18 protein-coding genes are annotated in these 19162 nt (G+C 55.9%); 8 read left to right on the top strand and 10 right to left on the bottom strand.

Annotated elements, in window-relative coordinates:
• Positions 1–6: 6 nt before the first annotated feature.
• The 3 genes from AC0IXH_RS01650 to yfbV all read right to left on the bottom strand — a co-directional run bounded on the left by AC0IXH_RS01650 (position 7) and on the right by yfbV (position 1779).
• Positions 7–666 (bottom strand): sugar phosphatase, encoded by a 660-nt coding sequence (locus AC0IXH_RS01650; protein WP_471719849.1) that lies wholly within the window; start codon positions 664–666, stop codon positions 7–9.
• A 14-nt stretch (positions 667–680) separates the two neighbouring features.
• Positions 681–1175 (bottom strand): YfbU family protein, encoded by a 495-nt coding sequence (locus AC0IXH_RS01645; protein ID WP_013203101.1) that lies wholly within the window; start codon positions 1173–1175, stop codon positions 681–683.
• Between the two features lie 151 nt (positions 1176–1326).
• Entirely contained in the window at positions 1327–1779 is a 453-nt protein-coding gene (yfbV, locus tag AC0IXH_RS01640) for a terminus macrodomain insulation protein YfbV (RefSeq protein ID WP_013203102.1), read from the bottom strand.
• Between the two features lie 333 nt (positions 1780–2112).
• Here yfbV and ackA point away from each other — a divergent pair, with 333 nt between their 5' ends.
• From ackA to AC0IXH_RS01625, 3 genes are all read left to right on the top strand, one after another.
• Entirely contained in the window at positions 2113–3315 is a 1203-nt protein-coding gene (gene ackA / locus AC0IXH_RS01635) for an acetate kinase (protein WP_053144295.1), read from the top strand.
• 108 nt (positions 3316–3423) lie between these two features.
• Positions 3424–5568: a phosphate acetyltransferase gene (pta, locus tag AC0IXH_RS01630; RefSeq protein ID WP_173363015.1), complete on the top strand. Its 2145-nt coding sequence runs from the start codon at positions 3424–3426 to the stop codon at positions 5566–5568.
• Positions 5569–5937: 369 nt separating this feature from the next.
• The gene (locus AC0IXH_RS01625; RefSeq protein ID WP_471719848.1) at positions 5938–6930 is read left to right on the top strand and encodes a TIGR04086 family membrane protein; all 993 of its coding nucleotides are present in this window, start codon (positions 5938–5940) and stop codon (positions 6928–6930) included.
• A gap of 66 nt (positions 6931–6996) precedes the next feature.
• On the opposite strand, the gene AC0IXH_RS01620 is transcribed toward AC0IXH_RS01625, so the two are convergent.
• Both AC0IXH_RS01620 and pdxR read right to left on the bottom strand, forming a co-directional pair.
• The gene (locus AC0IXH_RS01620; protein ID WP_471719847.1) at positions 6997–8082 is read right to left on the bottom strand and encodes an ABC transporter ATP-binding protein; all 1086 of its coding nucleotides are present in this window, start codon (positions 8080–8082) and stop codon (positions 6997–6999) included.
• Positions 8083–8359: 277 nt separating this feature from the next.
• A complete protein-coding gene (gene pdxR, locus AC0IXH_RS01615; RefSeq protein ID WP_013203108.1) occupies positions 8360–9853 on the bottom strand; it encodes a MocR-like pyridoxine biosynthesis transcription factor PdxR in 1494 nt (497 codons plus the stop codon).
• Between the two features lie 121 nt (positions 9854–9974).
• Here pdxR and AC0IXH_RS01610 point away from each other — a divergent pair, with 121 nt between their 5' ends.
• From AC0IXH_RS01610 to AC0IXH_RS01595, 4 genes are all read left to right on the top strand, one after another.
• Positions 9975–11234 (top strand): 4-aminobutyrate--2-oxoglutarate transaminase, encoded by a 1260-nt coding sequence (locus tag AC0IXH_RS01610; RefSeq protein ID WP_471719846.1) that lies wholly within the window; start codon positions 9975–9977, stop codon positions 11232–11234.
• Between the two features lie 75 nt (positions 11235–11309).
• A complete protein-coding gene (locus AC0IXH_RS01605; protein ID WP_346594024.1) occupies positions 11310–12335 on the top strand; it encodes an ABC transporter substrate-binding protein in 1026 nt (341 codons plus the stop codon).
• A gap of 56 nt (positions 12336–12391) precedes the next feature.
• Positions 12392–13657, top strand: a complete 1266-nt coding sequence (locus AC0IXH_RS01600; protein ID WP_471719845.1) for an ABC transporter permease — start codon at positions 12392–12394, stop codon at positions 13655–13657.
• 10 nt (positions 13658–13667) lie between these two features.
• Entirely contained in the window at positions 13668–14495 is an 828-nt protein-coding gene (locus AC0IXH_RS01595; protein WP_471721107.1) for an ABC transporter permease, read from the top strand.
• Between the two features lie 77 nt (positions 14496–14572).
• Here AC0IXH_RS01595 and yfcD read toward each other — a convergent pair whose 3' ends face one another.
• A complete protein-coding gene (yfcD, locus tag AC0IXH_RS01590; RefSeq protein ID WP_013203113.1) occupies positions 14573–15118 on the bottom strand; it encodes an NUDIX hydrolase YfcD in 546 nt (181 codons plus the stop codon).
• A 96-nt stretch (positions 15119–15214) separates the two neighbouring features.
• A complete protein-coding gene (gene yfcF, locus AC0IXH_RS01585) occupies positions 15215–15859 on the bottom strand; it encodes a glutathione transferase (RefSeq protein ID WP_471719844.1) in 645 nt (214 codons plus the stop codon).
• Between the two features lie 131 nt (positions 15860–15990).
• On the opposite strand from yfcF, the gene AC0IXH_RS01580 reads away from it, so the two are divergent.
• Positions 15991–16884, top strand: coding sequence for a TIGR01777 family oxidoreductase (locus AC0IXH_RS01580; protein ID WP_053144308.1), 894 nt, complete (start codon positions 15991–15993; stop codon positions 16882–16884).
• 48 nt (positions 16885–16932) lie between these two features.
• Here AC0IXH_RS01580 and hisP read toward each other — a convergent pair whose 3' ends face one another.
• Genes hisP through AC0IXH_RS01565 form a run of 3 tightly spaced genes read right to left on the bottom strand, consistent with a single transcriptional unit; the run spans position 16933 to position 19114 of the window.
• Positions 16933–17706 carry a histidine ABC transporter ATP-binding protein HisP gene (hisP, locus tag AC0IXH_RS01575; RefSeq protein WP_013203116.1) on the bottom strand — a complete coding sequence of 258 codons (774 nt, stop codon included), beginning with the start codon at positions 17704–17706 and terminating at the stop codon, positions 16933–16935.
• Positions 17707–17714: 8 nt separating this feature from the next.
• Entirely contained in the window at positions 17715–18431 is a 717-nt protein-coding gene (locus tag AC0IXH_RS01570; protein WP_013203117.1) for an ABC transporter permease, read from the bottom strand.
• The gene (locus tag AC0IXH_RS01565; protein ID WP_013203118.1) at positions 18428–19114 is read right to left on the bottom strand and encodes a histidine ABC transporter permease HisQ; all 687 of its coding nucleotides are present in this window, start codon (positions 19112–19114) and stop codon (positions 18428–18430) included. Before AC0IXH_RS01565 ends, AC0IXH_RS01570 begins: the two co-directional genes overlap by 4 nt.
• Positions 19115–19162: the final 48 nt, after the last annotated feature.

Here is a 19162-nt window from a genome sequence, read left to right as displayed (position 1 = left end):
CATGTCTTAGTGCTTTCTGTGCACATCAATGCTGCCATCGGCATTTTTGTGGATCACCAATTCTTCCAGCGAATTGAGCAGCATATCGACATCTTCCAGCCTTGGCGATCCGGCCGGTGCGTTGACTGCCACCACATGGCAACCTGCTGCCAGGCCTGAAAGAATGCCGGCTGCGGCATCTTCCACCACCACGCACTCCTCCGGCTCGAGCTCCAGCAACTGTGCGCCGAGCAGATAGGCATCGGGCTCAGGCTTGCCATTCTGCACGCGTTCGGCAGTGACAAAGACTTCCGGCTCCGGCAAACCCGCGGCTTTACGGCGGGCAGACGCCACCGGAACAGAGCCCGAGGTGACGATAGCCCACGGAATATCCAGCTCATTCAATCTGGCCAGCAGCTCAACCGCGCCAGGCAACGCGACGATGCCGTCGGTATCTTCCGCCTCACGCTTCTCCAGCGCGATGAACTCCTGCTGAATGGCCTCTTCAGAAGAGCCAGCCATAAAGTGGCGCAATGAGGTGATAGCCTGCTTGCCATGAATGAAGTTCAACACTTCTTCGGCTGCGATGCCGTGCCGTGATGCCCAATTAGACCAGGCGCGTTCGACAACCGGTAATGAATCGACCAGCGTGCCGTCCAAATCAAACAGAAAACCTTTACACTTCACGACGCTTTTCCTTCTCAGGCGTTGATGATTTGCGCGATCTCATTCGCACTCAGATGGTACTGCCGCGGACAAGTGTGCCACACAGTCAGCATGCGTTGATACTTTTCCCACATCGGCGTTTGGGCATTAAAGCCATGCGTACCGGAATCAAAATGGGTGTAGCGCCCTTCCACATTCACCATAAAGCGCACATAGCCGAGATATCGGGCTTCTGTGGCGGCATCAAAACCGAGGAAGGTCAGGCGGCGTTCTTCAATGACGGTGGGATCTTTCAGATTTGTCCAGGACACATGCAGCGCGTGATGCAGCTCCATAATATCGATAATGCTGCGGCAAACTGCTTCGGTCAGCTCGCCAAATTCGCGGTCCAGCTCACGCATCTGCAAGCCGTAGCCTCGCTCAATAATGGTTTGCTGACGGCGATAGCGCTCGGCATTATCGGGATCAAGCATGGTCATCATTTTGTACTGATTAGAGAGGATCAAACGCTGGGCATTGGTCATTTCCATCATTAACTCCTGTGCCGCACTGGGCGTAACGAAATTTGAAGGGGATGACTAAGGATCGCACAACAGGCTTGGGGGCGGTACGGCAAGCAGACGCTTCTTTGATCCAGACCGGGTTTCGTCAAATAAATGCGCAGAAAACCCGGTCAGGACGTTAAAGATCGTCGAGGAAGGTCTTATCAAGCTGCTTGAAGGCACGTTTCAGCACATCGGCTAACGACTGATACGTGGGTTTGCCTTCCACTGGCGCAATGGCCTGGCCGGCGGCCTGCAGTTTCTCGCGAACTTCATGGAACCAGTTGAGCAGCGTGGGCGGTAATGGCGTTACGGAACGCTTACCCAACCACCACAGCCCTTGCATTGGCAGGCTGCAGGCGAACAGCGCGGTCGCCACGGCAGGGCCCAACTGACCGCCCAGCGCAATTTGCCAGCTCATGGCGAAAACGGCCAGCGGCGGCATAAAGCGGATAGAAAACCGTGTTGCACGTGAAACCCGGTTCTCCGGAAAAATGGCCGCCAGGCGCTTATCGGCAGGCCATGTTTTCATATAATGCTGCCCACACTGGAACAGTTTAAACCAACCGACGGTGCCGGATTCATTAGCCATGGTTGACCTCAACTTCGGAGATAAAATTTAAACAAAATAGACAACTCAACAACTTTACCTTACATCCTTCAAAATATTTTGTCTTTAACAGGCACACTGGTTATCCTGTGCGCGATTGTTGAATGGCTGTTACGAGGTTGCTATTAGCTAGCAGTAAGGCCAGTCAAAAATCACTCTACGTTCAAAAAAAGGCGTAAAGTTTATAAAGTTTTTTTGCTTTTGGACAAAATTTGCCGTGAGCTTGACGTTCATCATTAATGTACCAGCTTTCATGCGCTACGCTGATAGTCTGATTGAGTTTTTTTTCGCCACTTTTAACCAATAGGACCTTCCATGTCGAGTAAGTTAGTTTTGGTTCTGAACTGCGGCAGTTCTTCACTTAAGTTTGCCATTATCGATCCGGCAAATGGTGAAGAATATCTCTCAGGTTTAGCCGAATGTTTCCACCTGCCAGAAGCACGCATTAAGTGGAAGATGGAAGGCGCTAAACACGAAGAAGCCTTAGGCGCTGGCGCGGCACACAGCGAGGCACTTAACTTCATCGTTAAAACTATTCTGGCACAAAAACCAGAGCTGTCTGCACTTATCACTTCGATAGGTCACCGCATCGTTCACGGTGGCGAAAAGCTGACCCAGTCAGTGATCATCGATCAGGATGTGATTCAAGGCATTAAAGATGCGTCGTCCTTCGCGCCGCTGCACAACCCGGCGCACCTGATCGGCATTGATGAAGCCATGAAGAACTTCCCGCACCTGTCAGATAAGAATGTGGCGGTTTTCGACACCGCTTTCCATCAGACAATGCCGGAAGAATCCTATCTTTATGCCCTGCCGTACAAACTGTATCGCGAGCACGGCGTTCGTCGCTATGGCGCACACGGTACCAGCCACTTCTATGTCACTCACGAAGCGGCCAAAGTGCTGAACAAGCCGGTTGAAGAGCTGAACATCATCACTTGCCATCTGGGCAACGGCGGTTCGGTTGCGGCTATCCGCAATGGCGTCTGTGTCGATACCTCGATGGGCCTGACCCCGCTGGAAGGTCTGGTGATGGGAACCCGTTCAGGCGATATCGATCCTGCAGTGGTGTTCTTCCTGCACGACACGCTGGGCATGAGCGTTGATGCGATTAACCGTCTGCTGACCAAAGAGTCTGGCCTGCTGGGTCTGACCGAAGTCACCAGCGACTGCCGTTACGTTGAAGACAACTACACCACCAAAGAAGATGCCAAGCGCGCCATGGACGTCTATTGCCACCGCCTGGCAAAATACATTGGTTCGTACACCGCGCTGATGGACGGTCGCCTGGATGCGGTCATCTTTACCGGCGGCATCGGTGAAAACGCCGCGATGGTTCGTGAACTGTCGCTGGGTCGCCTGGGCCTGCTTGGCTTTGAAGTGGATCATGAACGCAACCTGGCTGCCCGCTTCGGCAAATCAGGCTACATCAATAAAGAAGGCACACGCCCGGCTCTGGTCATCCCAACCAATGAAGAGTTGGTGATTGCCCAGGACGCCAGCCGTCTGACTGCATAAGCCCTTCCCTCCGTCAGCTCAGGCTGACGGAGTTGTTTTTGACACCAGCCACTCAGGATCGCGCAAGCCCGCGCTTCAGGGATCCTGAGCCAATTCGAGAGGTTCATTGTGTCTCGTACTATTATGCTCATCCCCACCGGCACCAGTGTCGGTTTGACCAGTATCAGCCTCGGTGTGATCCGCGCCATGGAACGTAAAGGCGTGCGCCTGAGCGTGTTCAAACCTATCGCCCAGCCTCGCACCGGCGGCGACTCGCCGGACCAGACCACCACCATCATCCGTAAAAGCTCCTCTATTCCCGCAGCCGAACCGCTGCAGATGAGCCGTGTGGAGTCGTTGCTGGGTTCGAACCAGCAGGACGTGCTGATGGAAGAGATCATCGCGCGTTATCACGAAAACACCAAAGATGCCGAAGTGGTGCTGGTTGAAGGCCTGGTGCCGACCCGTAAGCACCAGTTCGCCTCTGCGCTGAACTATGAAATTGCCAAAACCCTGAATGCCGAAATTGTCTTCGTGATGTCACTGGGCAATGATTCTCCGGCTCAGTTAAAAGAACGCATCGAACTGACCCAGAGCAGCTTCGGCGGCAGCAAAAACAAAAGCATTACCGGCGTGATCATCAACAAACTGAACGCGCCAGTCGATGAACAAGGCCGTACCCGTCCGGATCTGTCCGAAATCTTTGATGACTCCAACAAAGCCAGCGTTGCCAATATCGATCCTAAGCAGCTGTTTGCCAACAGCCCGCTACCGGTACTGGGCTGCGTGCCGTGGAGCTTTGAACTGATTGCCACCCGCGCCATCGATATGTGCCGCCACCTGAACGCAGAAGTGATCAACGAAGGCGATATTCTGACGCGCCGCGTGAAGTCCGTAACCTTCTGCGCGCGCAGCATCCCGCATATGCTGGAGCACTTCCGTCCCGGTTCACTGCTGGTGACATCTGCAGACCGTCCGGATGTGATCGTTTCTGCCTGTCTGGCGGCAATGAACGGCGTGGAAATCGGGGCCATCCTGCTGACCGGTGGCTACCAGATTGATGAGCCGATCCGCAAGCTGTGTGAGCGCGCCTTCGCCACCGGCCTGCCGGTGTTTATGGTGAAAACCAACACCTGGCAGACCTCCCTGAGCCTGCAAAGCTTCAATCTGGAAGTCCCAAGCGACGATACCCAGCGTATTGAGCGCGTGCAGGAATATGTCGCCAGCCATATCGACTCCGACTGGGTTGAATCGCTGACTGCGGCATCCGAGCGCAGCCGTCGTCTGTCGCCTCCGGCCTTCCGTTACCAGCTGACCGAGCTGGCGCGCAAAGCCGGCAAGCGCATCGTGCTGCCAGAAGGCGAAGAGCCACGCACCATCAAAGCAGCAGCCATCTGCGCCGAACGTGGCATCGCGTCCTGCGTCCTGCTGGGCAACCCGGAAGAGATCCACCGCGTTGCCGCCGTGCAGGGCGTTGAGCTGGGTAAAGGCATCGAGATTGTCGATCCGGAAGTCGCGCGTGAGAACTATGTCGCGCGGCTGGTTGAGCTGCGTAAGAGCAAAGGCATGACCGAAGTGGTGGCCAAAGAGCAGCTGGAAGATAACGTGATGCTCGGTACGCTGATGCTGGAGCGTGGCGAAGTTGACGGTCTGGTTTCCGGTGCCATCCACACCACGGCCAACACCATTCGTCCGCCGTTGCAGCTGATCAAAACCGCGCCGAACAGCTCGCTGGTTTCGTCGGTGTTCTTTATGCTGCTGCCTGAGCAGGTGCTGGTGTATGGCGACTGCGCCATCAACCCGGATCCTAACCCGGAGCAGTTGGCAGAAATCGCGATTCAGTCTGCGGATTCCGCCCTCGCCTTCGGCATCGAGCCGCGCGTGGCGATGATCTCCTACTCAACCGGTACTTCCGGTGCAGGCAGTGATGTTGAGAAAGTGCGCGAAGCGACGCGCATCGCTCAGGAAAAACGCCCGGATCTGGTGATCGATGGTCCGCTGCAGTATGACGCGGCGATCATGGCGGACGTGGCAAAATCCAAGGCGCCAAACTCGCCGGTAGCGGGCCGTGCCACCGTGTTTATCTTCCCGGACCTGAACACCGGTAACACCACCTACAAAGCCGTGCAGCGCTCTGCGGACCTGATCTCCATCGGGCCAATGCTGCAAGGTATGCGTAAGCCGGTAAACGACCTGTCTCGCGGTGCACTGGTAGACGATATTGTTTATACCATCGCACTGACGGCAATTCAGTCCAAACAGGCTGAAGGCTAAAGCGGGCTATTCTGTGCGTTAAATGACGCTGATGACCACGTAAAGGCGGATCCCCTAGATTCGCCTTTTTTTTAACCTCTTTTTACTGACATCACAAATTTAAAAAAATATTCACTGACTTTCCATTCCTGTGCTTATGCGTTTTATTTCCCCTGTATTTTTTCGCGCAGGCTCCATTTTCACATCTGGCAATAATTCAAAAGGGTTTAATTCGTTGAAAGCTATCTGTAATTTAGCGGCGTAATTATTTTATGGACAAAATGCTATCCAGGACTAGTCTTAATCAGGAAAGCCATCAGGAGCGTAAAAAGCTTAATAATAATATTAACTTGCTATCCCTGCTTATAATCAGATTAAGAGAGAACAGTTATGAGTGACCATAATATCCATCCGGTTTACAATGATGTTAATACTGGCGTCACGCTTAAACGCATCTCGTGGAGTGCCATTTTTGCTGGCGTGATCTTATCAGTGGTCATTTATTTATTGCTGACCATTCTTGGTACCGCAATTGGTGCCACCACCATCGATCCGTTAAAAGAGCAAAACCCTCTGGATGGACTGGGCACAGGGGCCGCAATCTATACGGGTTTAAGCATGCTAATTTCCATTGGCGCGGGGGCATTTATTACCGGCCGTCTGGCTCAGCGTGAAGGCGCGTTACACGGCCTGCTGATGTGGGCGGTAAATACCTTGTTTGTGGTTTGGTTAGCTATCTCACTATTAAGCAGCGCGGTGAGCGGTACCGCCAGCGTAATTGGTTCGGGCTTTAGCATGGTGGGCAACGGTATTTCTGCTATCGCGCCTTCCATCGCCAATAAAGCGAAAGAAACGTTGAAGGAAAATAACTTCGATCTGGGAAATGTACAGAGCGAACTGGAAAAAACGCTGCAACAAACTGGCAAGCCAGAGTTACAGCCGCAGGCGCTGAAAAATGATGCGAATAAGGAATCGCAGACGGCCCAGAATCAGGCACAGAATACGGCGAATAATCCACAAAATGCCGATACGGATTTAGCAAACTGGTTCAAAGGCGTGCTGCAACGCAATCAGGATACGCTGCAGGCAGCCGATGTTGATGCGCTGAAAAATATCATCAAAGCGCGGACCGGAAAAAGCGATCAGGAAGTCGATCAGATCGTTGCGCAAACACAGAAAAGCTACGAGCAGGCGCGTCAGAAATATCAGGAACTGAAGGCTCAGGCCGAGCAGAAAGCGCGTGAAGCCGCTCAACAGGCTGCGGCCGCCACTGCCAAAGCCAGCTGGATGACCTTAATCGTTCTGCTGATTGAAGCCGCCGTTGCCGGCGCACTTGGCATGATGGGTCGTAAAACGCAGCCTCGTCAGGTAGTCGTTCGTTAATCCCTGACGCCCGTAATCGAAAAAGGCCGCTAAAATTAAGCGGCCTTTTTTTTGTGGTTGCAGGCGTTACTGAATCATCACATCCAGCGCCCGCAGATGCGCTGGCTGCCAGGAGAGCGTTACTTCGCTGCCCGGCTTCCAGCTGTTGTCGACTTTGGCTGGCGTCAGCTTCACCATAAAGTTGCCCTGCCCACCGACTTCGGTCAGCATTCTGACGTGATCCCCCAGATAGATAAACTGTTGAATTCGCGCACGAACCTGCTGGTCACTCGCTTCTGGCGCATTGACGTTGACGCGCTCGGGGCGAATGCTGAGCTGGATCTTTTTACCCGGCGAGCTTGGGCGTACCTTCAGCGCATCAAGACGCGTGCCGTCATCCAGCTGCACCTGATAGTAATCCCCTTCCGAGCCGACCTGAGTCGCCAGCAGGCTGTTATTCTCCCCGATAAATTGCGCCACAAAGGCATTCGCCGGCTGTTCGTACAGGCGATTTGGGCTGTCCATCTGCTGGATCATGCCGTCGTTAAACACCGCCACGCGATTCGACATGGTCATCGCCTCGCTCTGGTCGTGGGTGACATAGACAATCGTCAGACCCAGCATCTCGTGCAGCTGTTTGATTTCCATCTGCATATGTTCCCGCAGCTGCTTATCCAGCGCCCCTAAGGGTTCATCCATCAGCACCAGTTTAGGTTCAAACACCAGCGCTCTGGCCAGGGCCACGCGTTGCTGTTGTCCACCCGACATTTGCGCCGGATATCGATCGGCCAGCGAGGTCAGCTTGATCATATCGAGGATCCGGCTGACCCGATCCTTCACGTCCGCCTTGCTCAGCTTGCGGATCGACAGCGGAAACGCCAGGTTCTCGGCCACCGTCATATGCGGGAACAGCGCATAGTTTTGGAACACCATGCCGATATCCCGTTGATGCGGTGGCAGCGTGTGCAGCGGCTTATCACGCAGGAAAATCTCGCCGTCGGTCGGCGTCTCAAACCCGGCCAGCATCATCAGACTGGTGGTTTTTCCGGAACCGGAAGGCCCCAGTAGCGTCAGAAATTCGCCTTCCTGCACGTCCAGATTGAGATTGCGCACCACCAGCTTTTCGCCGTCGTAGCTCTTTTTGATGTTCTTAAAACTGACCAGTGATCTCATGGCATTCTCTCGTCGAGGCAGGAAAGGGGTCCAGTGCTCCGCGGATTATTCCGTCAGGCGCATTGGGTGGCTCCTTTTTAGCTCTACCACAACAAATTTCCTTCCCACAAGCAGAATTTGACAAGCCATCATGTCTGAAATCATTCACAACACAATCAACGTAATGATTTTAAATCATTTTTAATCAACAAAAATTTATCACGTTCATCACCCGCGTAGGATCAGGCAAGATCATGCGCACTATAATCGTGCATTCGCCCTGTTTTGAGGCAGTCGTTCAGCTGGGTTTCAGCCGCCGTTGCAAACACGCCAGCACCGGCGCGAAGGTTGCCACCATGTTCTGCTCCTCGACGCAGGCATAGCCAAGGATCAAACCCCGGCGCGTGGTGCCCTGCAGGTAATACGCTGAAAGTGGCCGAGTCAGCACGCCCTGCTGTTCCAGTTCCGCTGCAACGGCTACATCGTCGATACCGTCGGGAAGCGAGAGGATCAGGTGCAGCCCGGCGTTGCTTTGCTGCGCCAAAAACGCCGGTCCAAGGCTTGAGGTGATGGCGTCCACCAGCGCGGCACGGCGGCGGCTGTACAGCTGGCGCATCTTGCGGACGTGCGCGGCGTAGTGTCCTTCGCGAATAAATTCGGCCAGCGTCAGCTGCACCAGTCCGTTCCCGCCGCGATACAGTTCCGAATGGGCCATCTTCATCCGCGCGGCCAGCGGTTTAGGCACCACCATGTAGCTCAGCCGCAGGCCGGGATAGAGCGTTTTGCTGAAGGTGCCGAGGTAGATAACCGGCGCATCCGAAGACAATCCCTGCAGCGAAGGGATCGGGCTGTCGCCAAAGCGAAACTCGCCGTCATAATCATCCTCAACAACCCAGCTTCCGGCGTTTTTCGCCAGGTCCAGCAGCTGCTGACGCCGCTGCAAACTCATCACCGATCCCAGCGGATACTGATGCGATGGTGTGACGCAAATCAGCCTTGGCGGTCGGCTGACGTGGCTGAAGGCGGCAATATCCGGCAGCACCATGCCGTGCTCATCCACCGGCGTCGGCAGCAGTTCAACGCCGTTCACCGCCAGCACATTGCGAAATCCCCAGTAACCCGGCTCTTCAATCCACGCGCTGTCGCCCGGATCGCACAGCATTTTCGCCAGCAAATCCAGCGACTGATGCGTGCCAGCGGTGACCAGAATCTGATCCGCCGAACAGTTCAGCGAGCGAATAACCCGCAGGTATTCGGCCAGCGCCTGCTGCAGCTGCACGCAGCCGCCGTGGCTGGAGTAGCTCAGTGCCTCCACCGGCATCCGACGGCTCAGCCGTAACTGGATTTTGCGCCAGATATCGTGCGGCATATGGCTGACGTCGGGCACGCCAGGCATAAACGCGCCCCACTGGAAGGCGCCGGCACCGCTACGCGCCAACACGCGTGTGCCACGGCTGGACAGGCGGATGTAGTTAAATGGTTTTCCCGCCGGGACGGGTGACGCGTTGGCCTCCGGCGCCATCTCCGGCAGCCGCTCGCAGACGAAGGTCCCACTGCCGGTTTTGGTTTGCAGATAGCCCTCAGACTGCAGCTGTTCGTAGGCCGAAAGCACCGTGTTTCGCGAAACGGAGAGATCTTTTGCCAGATCGCGGGTGGCCGGTAAACGGCTGCCGGTGGCAATAGCCCCTTGCTGGATCGCCGACTGCAAAACATCGTACAAACGCTTGCCCAGCGCGCCTGCGGGAGCCTGGCTTAAACGGTGTGCGAGCAGGTCGCCAAGTAACGTTCGCAAAATTGGTACCTCGCAATAAAAAAAACTGGCTCTGGATTATAAAACCCACAAAACGGTAAAAACGAGTCAACCCAATACCACGTGGACCGTTCCACGCGAAGACATCTGATGAGGTACAACCATGAACAGTGAAGTGCAACAGCGTCGTTTAGCTGCCACGCCGCGCGGCGTTGGCGTGATGTGTGATTTCTACGCCGTTCGCGCAGAAAACGCCACGCTGTGGGATCATCAGGGACGAGAGTATACCGATTTTACCGCCGGGATCGCCGTTCTGAATACCGGACACCGTCATCCAAAAGTGGTTGAAGCGGTTCGCAACCAGCTGGACTGCTTCACGCATACCGCTTTTCAGGTCATTCCCTACGAGAATTATTTGCTGCTGGCCGAGCGCCTGAATCAGCGGGTGCCGATTGCCGGCCCGGCAAAAACCACTTTTTTCTCCAGCGGCGCGGAAGCGGTTGAAAACGCGGTGAAGATTGCCCGCGCGGCCACCGGTCGTCCGGGCGTTATCGCCTTCACCGGCGCTTTCCATGGCCGCACCATGATGACCATGGGCCTGACCGGCAAAGTGGTCCCCTACAAAACCGGCTTTGGACCGTTCCCGGGGTCGGTGTTCCATGCCCGTTACCCGAACGCGCTGCATGGGCACAGCATCGACGATGCGATGGAGAGCCTGGAATCCCTGTTCCGCTGCGACATCAGCCCACAGCAGGTCGCCGCCATTATCTTCGAACCGATCCAGGGCGAAGGCGGCTTCAATATCGCGCCAGCCGAGTTTGTCAGCAAACTGCGCGCGCTCTGCGATCAACACGGCATTCTGCTGATCGCCGACGAAATTCTGACCGGCTTTGCCCGCACCGGCAAGCTGTTTGCCTGCGAATACTACCCGGATGCCAAACCTGACCTGATCACCATGGCGAAGAGCCTGGGCGGTGGTCTGCCGATCTCTGCCGTCTCCGGACGCGCCGAAGTGATGGATGCCCCACTGCCTGGCGGACTGGGTGGCACCTATGCCGGCAACCCGCTGGCCATCGCCTCTTCGCTGGCGGTACTGGAGGTGATTGACGAAGAAGCGCTGTGCGAACGCGCGCTGCGTCTGGGTGCAGAACTGGTTGAAACGCTCAACGGCTGCGGCAATCCAGCGCTGATTGAAGTGCGTGCCCGAGGCTCGATGGTGGCCGCCGAATTCAACGATCCTGCAACCGGCAAGCCTTCTGCGGAAATCGCCAAAAACATTCAGCAAAAAGCGCTGGAACACGGGTTGATCCTGCTGACTTGTGGCGTGCATGGCAACGTCATCCGCTTCCTTTATCCACTGACTATCCCGGACGCCCAGTTTCAACAGGCGTTGACGCTGCTCGACACGCTGTTGCGCGCGTAGCTCCGCTGGCACAAATACTGCAATAACGCACCGGCAGCGTTGGCTGCTGATAACAATAACGAGGGGAGTTTTGGCATGGTTAAGACGTTGGCACTAATGATTCTGGCTGCTTTTGCCGTACAGGCGCAGGCAGAAACCCTGACCGTCGTTTCTTTTGGCGGCACCAACAAGGATGCGCAGGAGAAGGCTTTCTACAAACCCTTTACCGCCGCAGGTAAAGGCACCATTGAAGCCGGCGAGTATAACGGCGAGATGGCGCGCATCCGCGCGATGGTCGAAACCGGCCAGATTGGCTGGGACGTGGTGGAACTGGAAACCCCGGAACTGCAGCGCGGTTGTGAAGAAGGTCTGTTTGAAACGCTGGACTGGAACAAACTGGGTAAAAAATCTGACTTTATCCCGGCAGCGGTCACCGAATGTGGCGCCGGTATTTTTGTCTGGTCTACCGTGCTGACTTACGATGCCACCAAGTTAAAGAAAGGGCCAACCAGCTGGGCGGACTTCTGGGACACCAAAGACTTCCCGGGTAAACGTGCGCTGCGCAAAAGCGCCAAATACACGCTGGAAATCGCGCTGATGGCCGACGGCGTGAAGCGTGAAGACGTGTATAAGGTGTTAGCCACCCCTGCCGGGGTCGATCGCGCCTTTAAAAAGCTCGACCAGATCAAACCGAATATTCAGTGGTGGGAATCCGGCGCTCAGCCGCTGCAGTGGCTGGTTTCCGGCGATGTGGTGATGAGCTCGGCCTACAACGGCCGCATTGGTGCCGCGCAGGCTGAAGGACATAACTTCAACATCGTCTGGGACAACGCGCTATACGACCTGGATAACTGGGCGATCGTCAAAGGCTCGAAGCACAAGGCCCTGGCCGAACAGTTTATTGCCTTCGCTAACCAGCCTGAAAACCAGAAGGTGTTTGCTGAAAACATTCCTTACGGCCCGACCAACCTTAGCGCCGGCAAGATGCTGGATCCTAAACGCCTGAGCACCCTGCCAACCGCGCCGGAAAACCTGGCGAAGTCGTTACAGGTGAGCAGTGATTTCTGGCTTGAGCACGGCGAAGATCTCGAACAGCGCTTCAACGCCTGGGCAGCCAGATAAGTTAAGCCGGCCGGGCCAGCATCGCGCCCGGCCACACCTGAATTAAGGAGTCAGCAATGAGTCAAAATCCGGTTCTGGAGTCCAACATGCCCCCTGCACTGAACGGCGAGCTGTCCCTCAGTCAGCGTCTGCGCCGCGTGGACCGGGCGAAGACCCGCCGCTCACTGATGCTGATAGCGCCTTTGCTGATCTTCGTGGTGGCCTGTTTTCTTTTTCCGATCGTTTCCATTCTGAGTAAAAGTGTTGAGAACCCGGAGTTCCACGACACGCTGCCGGAAACCACCGCCGCGCTGGCGCAGTGGTCAGGCAACGCCCTGCCCGATGAATCCCTGTATGCCACGCTGGGCAAAGAGCTGAAGAACGCCCGCGAGCAAGGCCAGATTGCGGCCATCGCCAAACGGATGAGCTATGAGGATCCCAGCTTCCGCCGGCTGATTGTGACCGCGCCGCGTCTGGTGCCCGACTCGGGAAGCCAGGTAAAAGAAGCGATGATCGCCCGTCAGCCGTTGTGGGGCGAACTGTCTACCTGGCAGACGCTGCAACGCGCCGCCAAACCGCTGACCAGCTACTATCTGCTGTCGGTCTTCGATCGTAAGGTGGATGTCAAAACCGGTGAGGTAGTGAAGATCCCGGCTGAGCAGGCGCTGTATGTTAACGTGCTGCTGCGCACGCTGTGGATGGCGTTGGTGGTGACCTTACTCTGCGTGGGCATTGGCTATCCGCTGGCGTACTGGCTGGCAAAGCAGCCCTCTAATCGCGCGAATCTGCTGATGATCCTGGTCCTGCTGCCGTTCTGGACCTCGCTGATCGTCCGCACCGCCAGCTGGATTGTGCTGTTGCAGTCAGGTGGGTTAATTAACCGCGCACTGATGGCAGTGGGCTTAATCGACCACCCGTTAACGCTGGTGTTTAACCGCATTGGCGTCTTTATCTCGATGACCCACATTCTGCTGCCGTTTATCGTGCTGCCGTTATATGCAGTGATGAAAGGCATTTCCCCCACCTATGTGCGCGCGGCTATTTCCCTTGGCGCGCATCCGTTCCTCGCTTTCTGGCGCGTCTACGTGCCGCAAACCTACGCCGGGATTGCCGCGGGTGCGCTGCTGGTCTTCATGATGGCGATTGGCTACTACGTAACGCCCGCCCTGCTGGGCGGACCGGATGACCAGATGGTCAGCTACTTTGTGGCGTTCTTTACTAACAGCACCATGAACTGGGGCATGGCCGCAGCATTGGGCAGCCAGCTGCTGATTATCGTGATGTTGCTGTATGTGGTTTATGTCCGCGTGACCCGCACCTCTGCCGAATCGGCAGCCCATTAAGGAGACGATGATGAGACAAAATGGAAGCCAACTGCTTCGCCTGTGGAACGCCTTCTTCACCTTTTATGGCGCGGCGGTACTGCTGTTTCTGATCGTGCCGGTCCTGGTGATTGTGCCGCTGTCGTTTAACTCAAGTTCGTTTTTAAGCTATCCCCTCAGCGGCTTCTCGCTGCGCTGGTATCAGACCTTCTTCCATTCAGGTGAGTGGCTGAATGCGCTCGGCAACAGCCTGATGATTGCGCCGATGGCCACCTTAGTGGCAACGGTGCTGGGCGTGCTGGCGGCGATGGGGCTGGTGCGGGGGGAATTCCGTGGCAAAGGGATCGTGATGGCCATTCTGATTTCGCCGATGGTGGCGCCGGTGGTGATCATCGCCGTGGGGATGTTCTTCTTCTTTGCGAAACTCTCGCTGCTGAACAGCTACCTCGGGCTGGTCCTTGCTCATGCGCTGCTTGGCGTGCCGTTTGTGGTGATCACCGTGGTGGCGGTACTTAAGAGCTATGACAGCAATCTGTCGCGCGCGGCCGCCAGTCTGGGGGCTTCGCCGCTGTATACCTTCCGCAAAGTAACGCTGCCGCTGATTGCGCCCGGCGTATTCTCCGGTGCGCTGTTCGCCTTCGCCGCCTCTTTCGATGAAGTGGTGGTGACGCTGTTTCTCGCCAGCCCGCGTCAGCGAACCTTGCCCATTCAGATGTTTGCCGGCATCAGGGAAAATCTTGACCCGACCATCGCCGCGGCGGCGACGTTGATGATTGGCGCGTCCTTGATCCTGCTGATCGTCATGGAACTGCTGAGAAGGCGCGGCGAGAAAATGCGTCAGTCGGCACCGGCAAACTAGAGTCGATGGCTGAAAAGCAAAACGCCTGACGAAATTCATCAGGCGTTTTTTTTTGCACTCAGGCGAGCCGCCGGAGGTTACTCCTGGCGTGAACTGCCAGAGCTGGAACGGCCGGACTCGTTATTACGGCTGAGCCACAGTGACAGGGCTTTCAGTGAATCATCGGTGAATTCATCGCAACGGGCGGTGATCTCTTCCGGCGTCATCCAGGTGACCTCATCCACTTCTTCTTCCTGCATGGCAAACGGACCGTGTGAGACGCAGCTAAACAATCCGCCCCAGACGCGGCAGTGCTGATCTTCAAAGTAGAACAGACCGTGTTCAGCAAAAGGCACCGCCGCAATACCCAGCTCCTCTTCCGCCTCACGGCGCGCTGATTCCAGCATATCTTCGCCACTTTGCACCACGCCACCGGCGGTCGCATCCAGCATACCCGGCATAAAGTCTTTGGTTTCTGTACGGCGCTGTACCAGAATTTTGCCCATCCCATCGTGTACCACGATGTAGGTCGCGCGATGGCGCAAACATTGTGCCCGCATATGCGCACGGCTGGACTGTGCGACGACCTCGTTTTCTTCATTAACGATGTCTACCCACTCCGTGCCGCTCTCTTGCTCCACCATCCGTAACCCTTATTTGTTCTGGCGCATCAGCGCACGTTTACTCTTGCCCGCACAGTGTGCCACGGACCGTAAAAAAATTATAACCCGCGAGTGTGATTAACAGGCGGTCTTGGAGGATTCTGAGAGCCAAAGTTGCACGGATGCACGTTGCCACTGGAAATGGGCATAGTCAGCCACGCGATCGGGCACCGGATCGCCGTGCAGAGCCAGCCGATTGATCATCACCGCCAGGTCGGTATCAGCAATTGACCATTCGCCAAACAGGTTTTGCTGGCCCGGCGAGAGCCGACGCTCCACCGCGTCAAACAGCTTTTGCGCAGACGCCTGCGCATCTACGGTTAAGGCCGGAAATTTTTCATCGGCAAACAGCACTTCCGTGGGGCGCTGCTGGCGGATCGGCAGAAAATCGGTGCGCAGCCAGGCCTGAATTTCACGCGCTCTGGCCCGTTTTTCACGATCTTTAGGATACAGGCGTTCATATTCCGGGGCAGGAAAACGCTCTTCCAGATATTCGGCAATCGCGGAAGATTCGGAAAGCAGGAAATCATCAATCTGTAAGGCCGGTACGCGACGCGTCAGCGAGATCTCGCCAAACGCATTTTCAAGATGCTGCTGGCTGGCGAGATCAACATGCTGCATCGAGAACGGCACGCCCTTCTCGCTCAGCGCAACAAAGACCGACATCACATAGGGGCTAAAAAAACAGGCATCGGACCACAGCGTTACGTTTGGGTAATTCATCCTGATATCCTTACAAGGCGGCGTCTGCAACCTGTTTACCCATTTTTTCACATAAAGGCAATCCCCCAAACTTCACCTAAGCTGAAAGCAGGCTGTTGGATTTTTTATTTCTCTGATTAAGGACAGACAGCATGCATATTTTACTGACAGGCGGCACCGGCCTGATTGGCAGCCACCTTATTCCCCGCCTGCTGCATCGGGGTGAAACCGTCAGCGTGGTGACACGCGACGTCGCCGCAGCACGGGCGAAGCTGGGCCCGGAAGTGCACCTCTGGTCCGGCCTCGATCAACAACTGGATCTGAATGACGTTGATGCGGTAATCAATCTGGCCGGTGAACCGATTGCCGATAAGCGCTGGACCGAGCAGCAGAAGCGCCACCTGTGCGAAAGCCGCTGGCAAATCACCGAACGGCTGGTGAGCCTAATCCATGCCAGCAGTAACCCGCCTTCGGTGCTGATTTCCGGCTCCGCCACCGGCTTTTACGGCGATACCGGCGACCTGGTGCTGACCGAAGACGATCCCGGTCACGATGAGTTTACCCATCAGCTTTGCGCGCACTGGGAACAGCTGGCGCTGGCGGCGGCCAGCGAACATACCCGGGTTTGCCTGATGCGTACCGGCGTGGTGCTGGCGAAAGAAGGTGGCGCGTTAAGCAAAATGAAATTGCCCTTCAGAATGGGCATCGGCGGCCCGATAGGCAGTGGCAAGCAGTATATGCCGTGGATCCATCTGGATGACATGCTGAACGCCATCCTGTGGTTGCTGGACAGCCCTGGCTTAAGCGGTCCGTTCAACATGGTGGCGCCGTATGCGGTGCGCAACGAACAGTTCGCTGCCACGCTGGGGCACGCCATGCACCGCCCGGCCTTTATGCGCACGCCGGCGACCGCCATTAAGCTGATGATGGGCGAATCGGCGATTCTGGTGCTGGGCGGGCAACACGTGTTGCCTAAGAGGCTGGAAGAGTCGGGGTTTGCCTTCCGCTGGTATCAGCTGGACGAGGCGCTGGCAGACGTGGTGTAAGCGCAAGCATCAACCCCGGAAACCGGGGTTGATGGCGGTGCGAACCGGTTACTTCAGCGCACCGGAAAGGAATTGCTGCAGACGGGTGCTTTTCGGATTATTGAACAGTTCCTGCGGCGGTCCTTCTTCCTCAATTTTCCCCTGATGCAGGAAGATCACATGGCTGGAAACGTGGCGGGCAAACTCCATTTCGTGCGTCACCACCACCATGGTTTTCCCCTCTTCTGCCAGCTTCTGCATAATCTTCAGCACTTCACCGACCAGCTCAGGATCCAGCGCAGAGGTGGGCTCATCAAACAGCAGCACTTCGGGCTCCATCGCCAATGCGCGGGCAATAGACACACGCTGCTGCTGACCCCCTGACAGATTCACCGGATATTTGCCGCGCGCACGCTCATCAATCCCCACTTTATCGAGGTACTTGATCGCCCGTGACTGCGCTTCCGCTTTGCTCAGGCCCAGTACCTGGATTGGCGCTTCCATCACGTTCTGCAGCACCGTCATATGGCTCCACAGATTGAAGTGCTGGAATACCATGGTCAGGCTGGTGCGCAGTTCACGCAGCTGTTCTTTGTTGGAGACCTTCAACTGGCCATCGGTATCACGCACCAGGTTAATCATCTGGTTGTTCACCGCGATGGTGCCTTCGCTTGGCTTCTCAAGGAAGTTAATGCAGCGCAGGAAGGTACTTTTACCTGAACCGGACGAGCCGATAATGCTGATCACATCGCCGGCATTGGCCTGCAGCGATACGCCCTTCAGCACTTCATGCTCGCCATAACGTTTATGCAGTTCAGTTACGCTTAATTTATTGTCGGCCATAATTCTGCTCAATGAGTTGATGAAGGTTTAACGTGCTTCAGCCAGCGTTTTTCCGCCTTGCGGAACAGACTAATCAACACATACGAGATCATAAGATACAGCACCGCCGCAATGCCAAAGGCCACAAACGGCTGATAGGTTGCGGAGTTAATGTCGCGGGCGACCTTCAGCAGATCGGGCACCGTGGCGGTAAACGCCAGCGCCGTCGAGTGCAGCATCAGGATCACTTCATTGCTGTAAGCAGGCAGCGCGGTGCGCAGTGCGGAAGGCATGATGATGCAGCGATACAGTTTGAAGGTGGAGAAACCATAGGCCCGCGCCGCTTCAATTTCACCGTGCGGCACTGAACGGATTGCCCCGGCAAAGATTTCGGTGGTGTAGGCACAGGTATTCAGCGTTAACGCCAGCAGCGTACAGTTAAGGCCGCTGCGGAAGAAGGCGTTGAGCAAATCGTTGCCCTTCACAATCTCCAGCGTGTACATGCCCGAGTAGAAGATCAGTAGCTGCACGTATAACGGCGTGCCACGGAAAATATAGGTGAACAGCCACACCGGGAAACGCACGGCGGTAATCGAGGAGACGCGCGCAATGGACAGCAATACCGCCAGGCAGCCGCCCAGCACCACGGAAATAATCAGCAGCCACAGCGTAATCGCCACGCCTGAAAAACGGTATCCGTCAGTCCACAGCAGGGCTTGCCAGTAGTCATGAATAATGTCGATCATAGGTCAGCCCTTCTTACACCCACCGAATAACGGCGTTCAAGCCACAACAGCACGCCGTTGGACAGCGTGGTAAACACCAGATAGATCACCCCGGCCACCACCGCAAAATAGAACGGCTGCCAGGTACTTTTCCCCGCCAGCTGGGTCGCTTTGACCACGTCTTCCAGCCCCAGCAATGACACCAATGCCGTTGCCTTGAGGATCACCTGCCAGTTATTGCCGATGCCCGGCAGCGCATAGCGCATCATGCCTGGGAACAGGATCCGACGGAAAGTCTGGGAAGAGGTAAAACCGAACGCCGTCGCGGCCTCAATCTGGCCTCTCGGCACCGCCATATAGGCGCCGCGGAAAGTTTCAGTGAAGTACGCGCCGTAGATAAAGCCAAGGGTGATGATACCGGCAACCATCGGATCAATATCAAACTGATCGACGCCCAGTGCATCAGTGAGTTGGTTCAACGCAATTTGCAGACCGTAGAAGATCAGCAGCATCAGAACCAGATCGGGCACGCCACGGATCAGCGTGGTGTAACCTTCGAAAATCAGGCGTAACGCCCGATTGCTGGAGAGTTTGGCCCCTGCGCCAATCAACCCAAGGATAACGGAGAGCAGCACCGAGCTGAGAGCCAGCTCAAGCGTGACCAGCGCACCTTTAAAAATCACTTCAGAATAGCCATACAGCATAAGGATGTCCTGTCTTTGGATTAACTTCGCGTTTCATCCGCCTGTGGC

The organism is Erwinia sp. AC075 (genome assembly GCF_979253995.1).
Note: the sequence above shows the minus strand (reverse complement) of the source record. Positions and strands in the feature narration are given on the sequence as shown.

Bases quoted from the DNA above. Each gene is read 5' to 3' on its own strand.
- AC0IXH_RS01645 (WP_013203101.1), bottom strand. From the start codon at position 1,175: ATGGAAATGACCAATGCCCAGCGTTTGATCCTCTCTAATCAGTACAAA.
- yfbV (WP_013203102.1), bottom strand. From the start codon at position 1,779: ATGGCTAATGAATCCGGCACCGTCGGTTGGTTTAAACTGTTCCAGTGT.
- ackA (WP_053144295.1), top strand. From the start codon at position 2,113: ATGTCGAGTAAGTTAGTTTTGGTTCTGAACTGCGGCAGTTCTTCACTT.
- AC0IXH_RS01625 (WP_471719848.1), top strand. From the start codon at position 5,938: ATGAGTGACCATAATATCCATCCGGTTTACAATGATGTTAATACTGGC.
- AC0IXH_RS01620 (WP_471719847.1), bottom strand. From the start codon at position 8,082: ATGAGATCACTGGTCAGTTTTAAGAACATCAAAAAGAGCTACGACGGC.
- AC0IXH_RS01610 (WP_471719846.1), top strand. From the start codon at position 9,975: ATGAACAGTGAAGTGCAACAGCGTCGTTTAGCTGCCACGCCGCGCGGC.
- AC0IXH_RS01605 (WP_346594024.1), top strand. From the start codon at position 11,310: ATGGTTAAGACGTTGGCACTAATGATTCTGGCTGCTTTTGCCGTACAG.
- AC0IXH_RS01600 (WP_471719845.1), top strand. From the start codon at position 12,392: ATGAGTCAAAATCCGGTTCTGGAGTCCAACATGCCCCCTGCACTGAAC.
- AC0IXH_RS01595 (WP_471721107.1), top strand. From the start codon at position 13,668: ATGAGACAAAATGGAAGCCAACTGCTTCGCCTGTGGAACGCCTTCTTC.
- yfcD (WP_013203113.1), bottom strand. From the start codon at position 15,118: ATGGTGGAGCAAGAGAGCGGCACGGAGTGGGTAGACATCGTTAATGAA.
- yfcF (WP_471719844.1), bottom strand. From the start codon at position 15,859: ATGAATTACCCAAACGTAACGCTGTGGTCCGATGCCTGTTTTTTTAGC.
- AC0IXH_RS01580 (WP_053144308.1), top strand. From the start codon at position 15,991: ATGCATATTTTACTGACAGGCGGCACCGGCCTGATTGGCAGCCACCTT.
- hisP (WP_013203116.1), bottom strand. From the start codon at position 17,706: ATGGCCGACAATAAATTAAGCGTAACTGAACTGCATAAACGTTATGGC.
- AC0IXH_RS01570 (WP_013203117.1), bottom strand. From the start codon at position 18,431: ATGATCGACATTATTCATGACTACTGGCAAGCCCTGCTGTGGACTGAC.
- AC0IXH_RS01565 (WP_013203118.1), bottom strand. From the start codon at position 19,114: ATGCTGTATGGCTATTCTGAAGTGATTTTTAAAGGTGCGCTGGTCACG.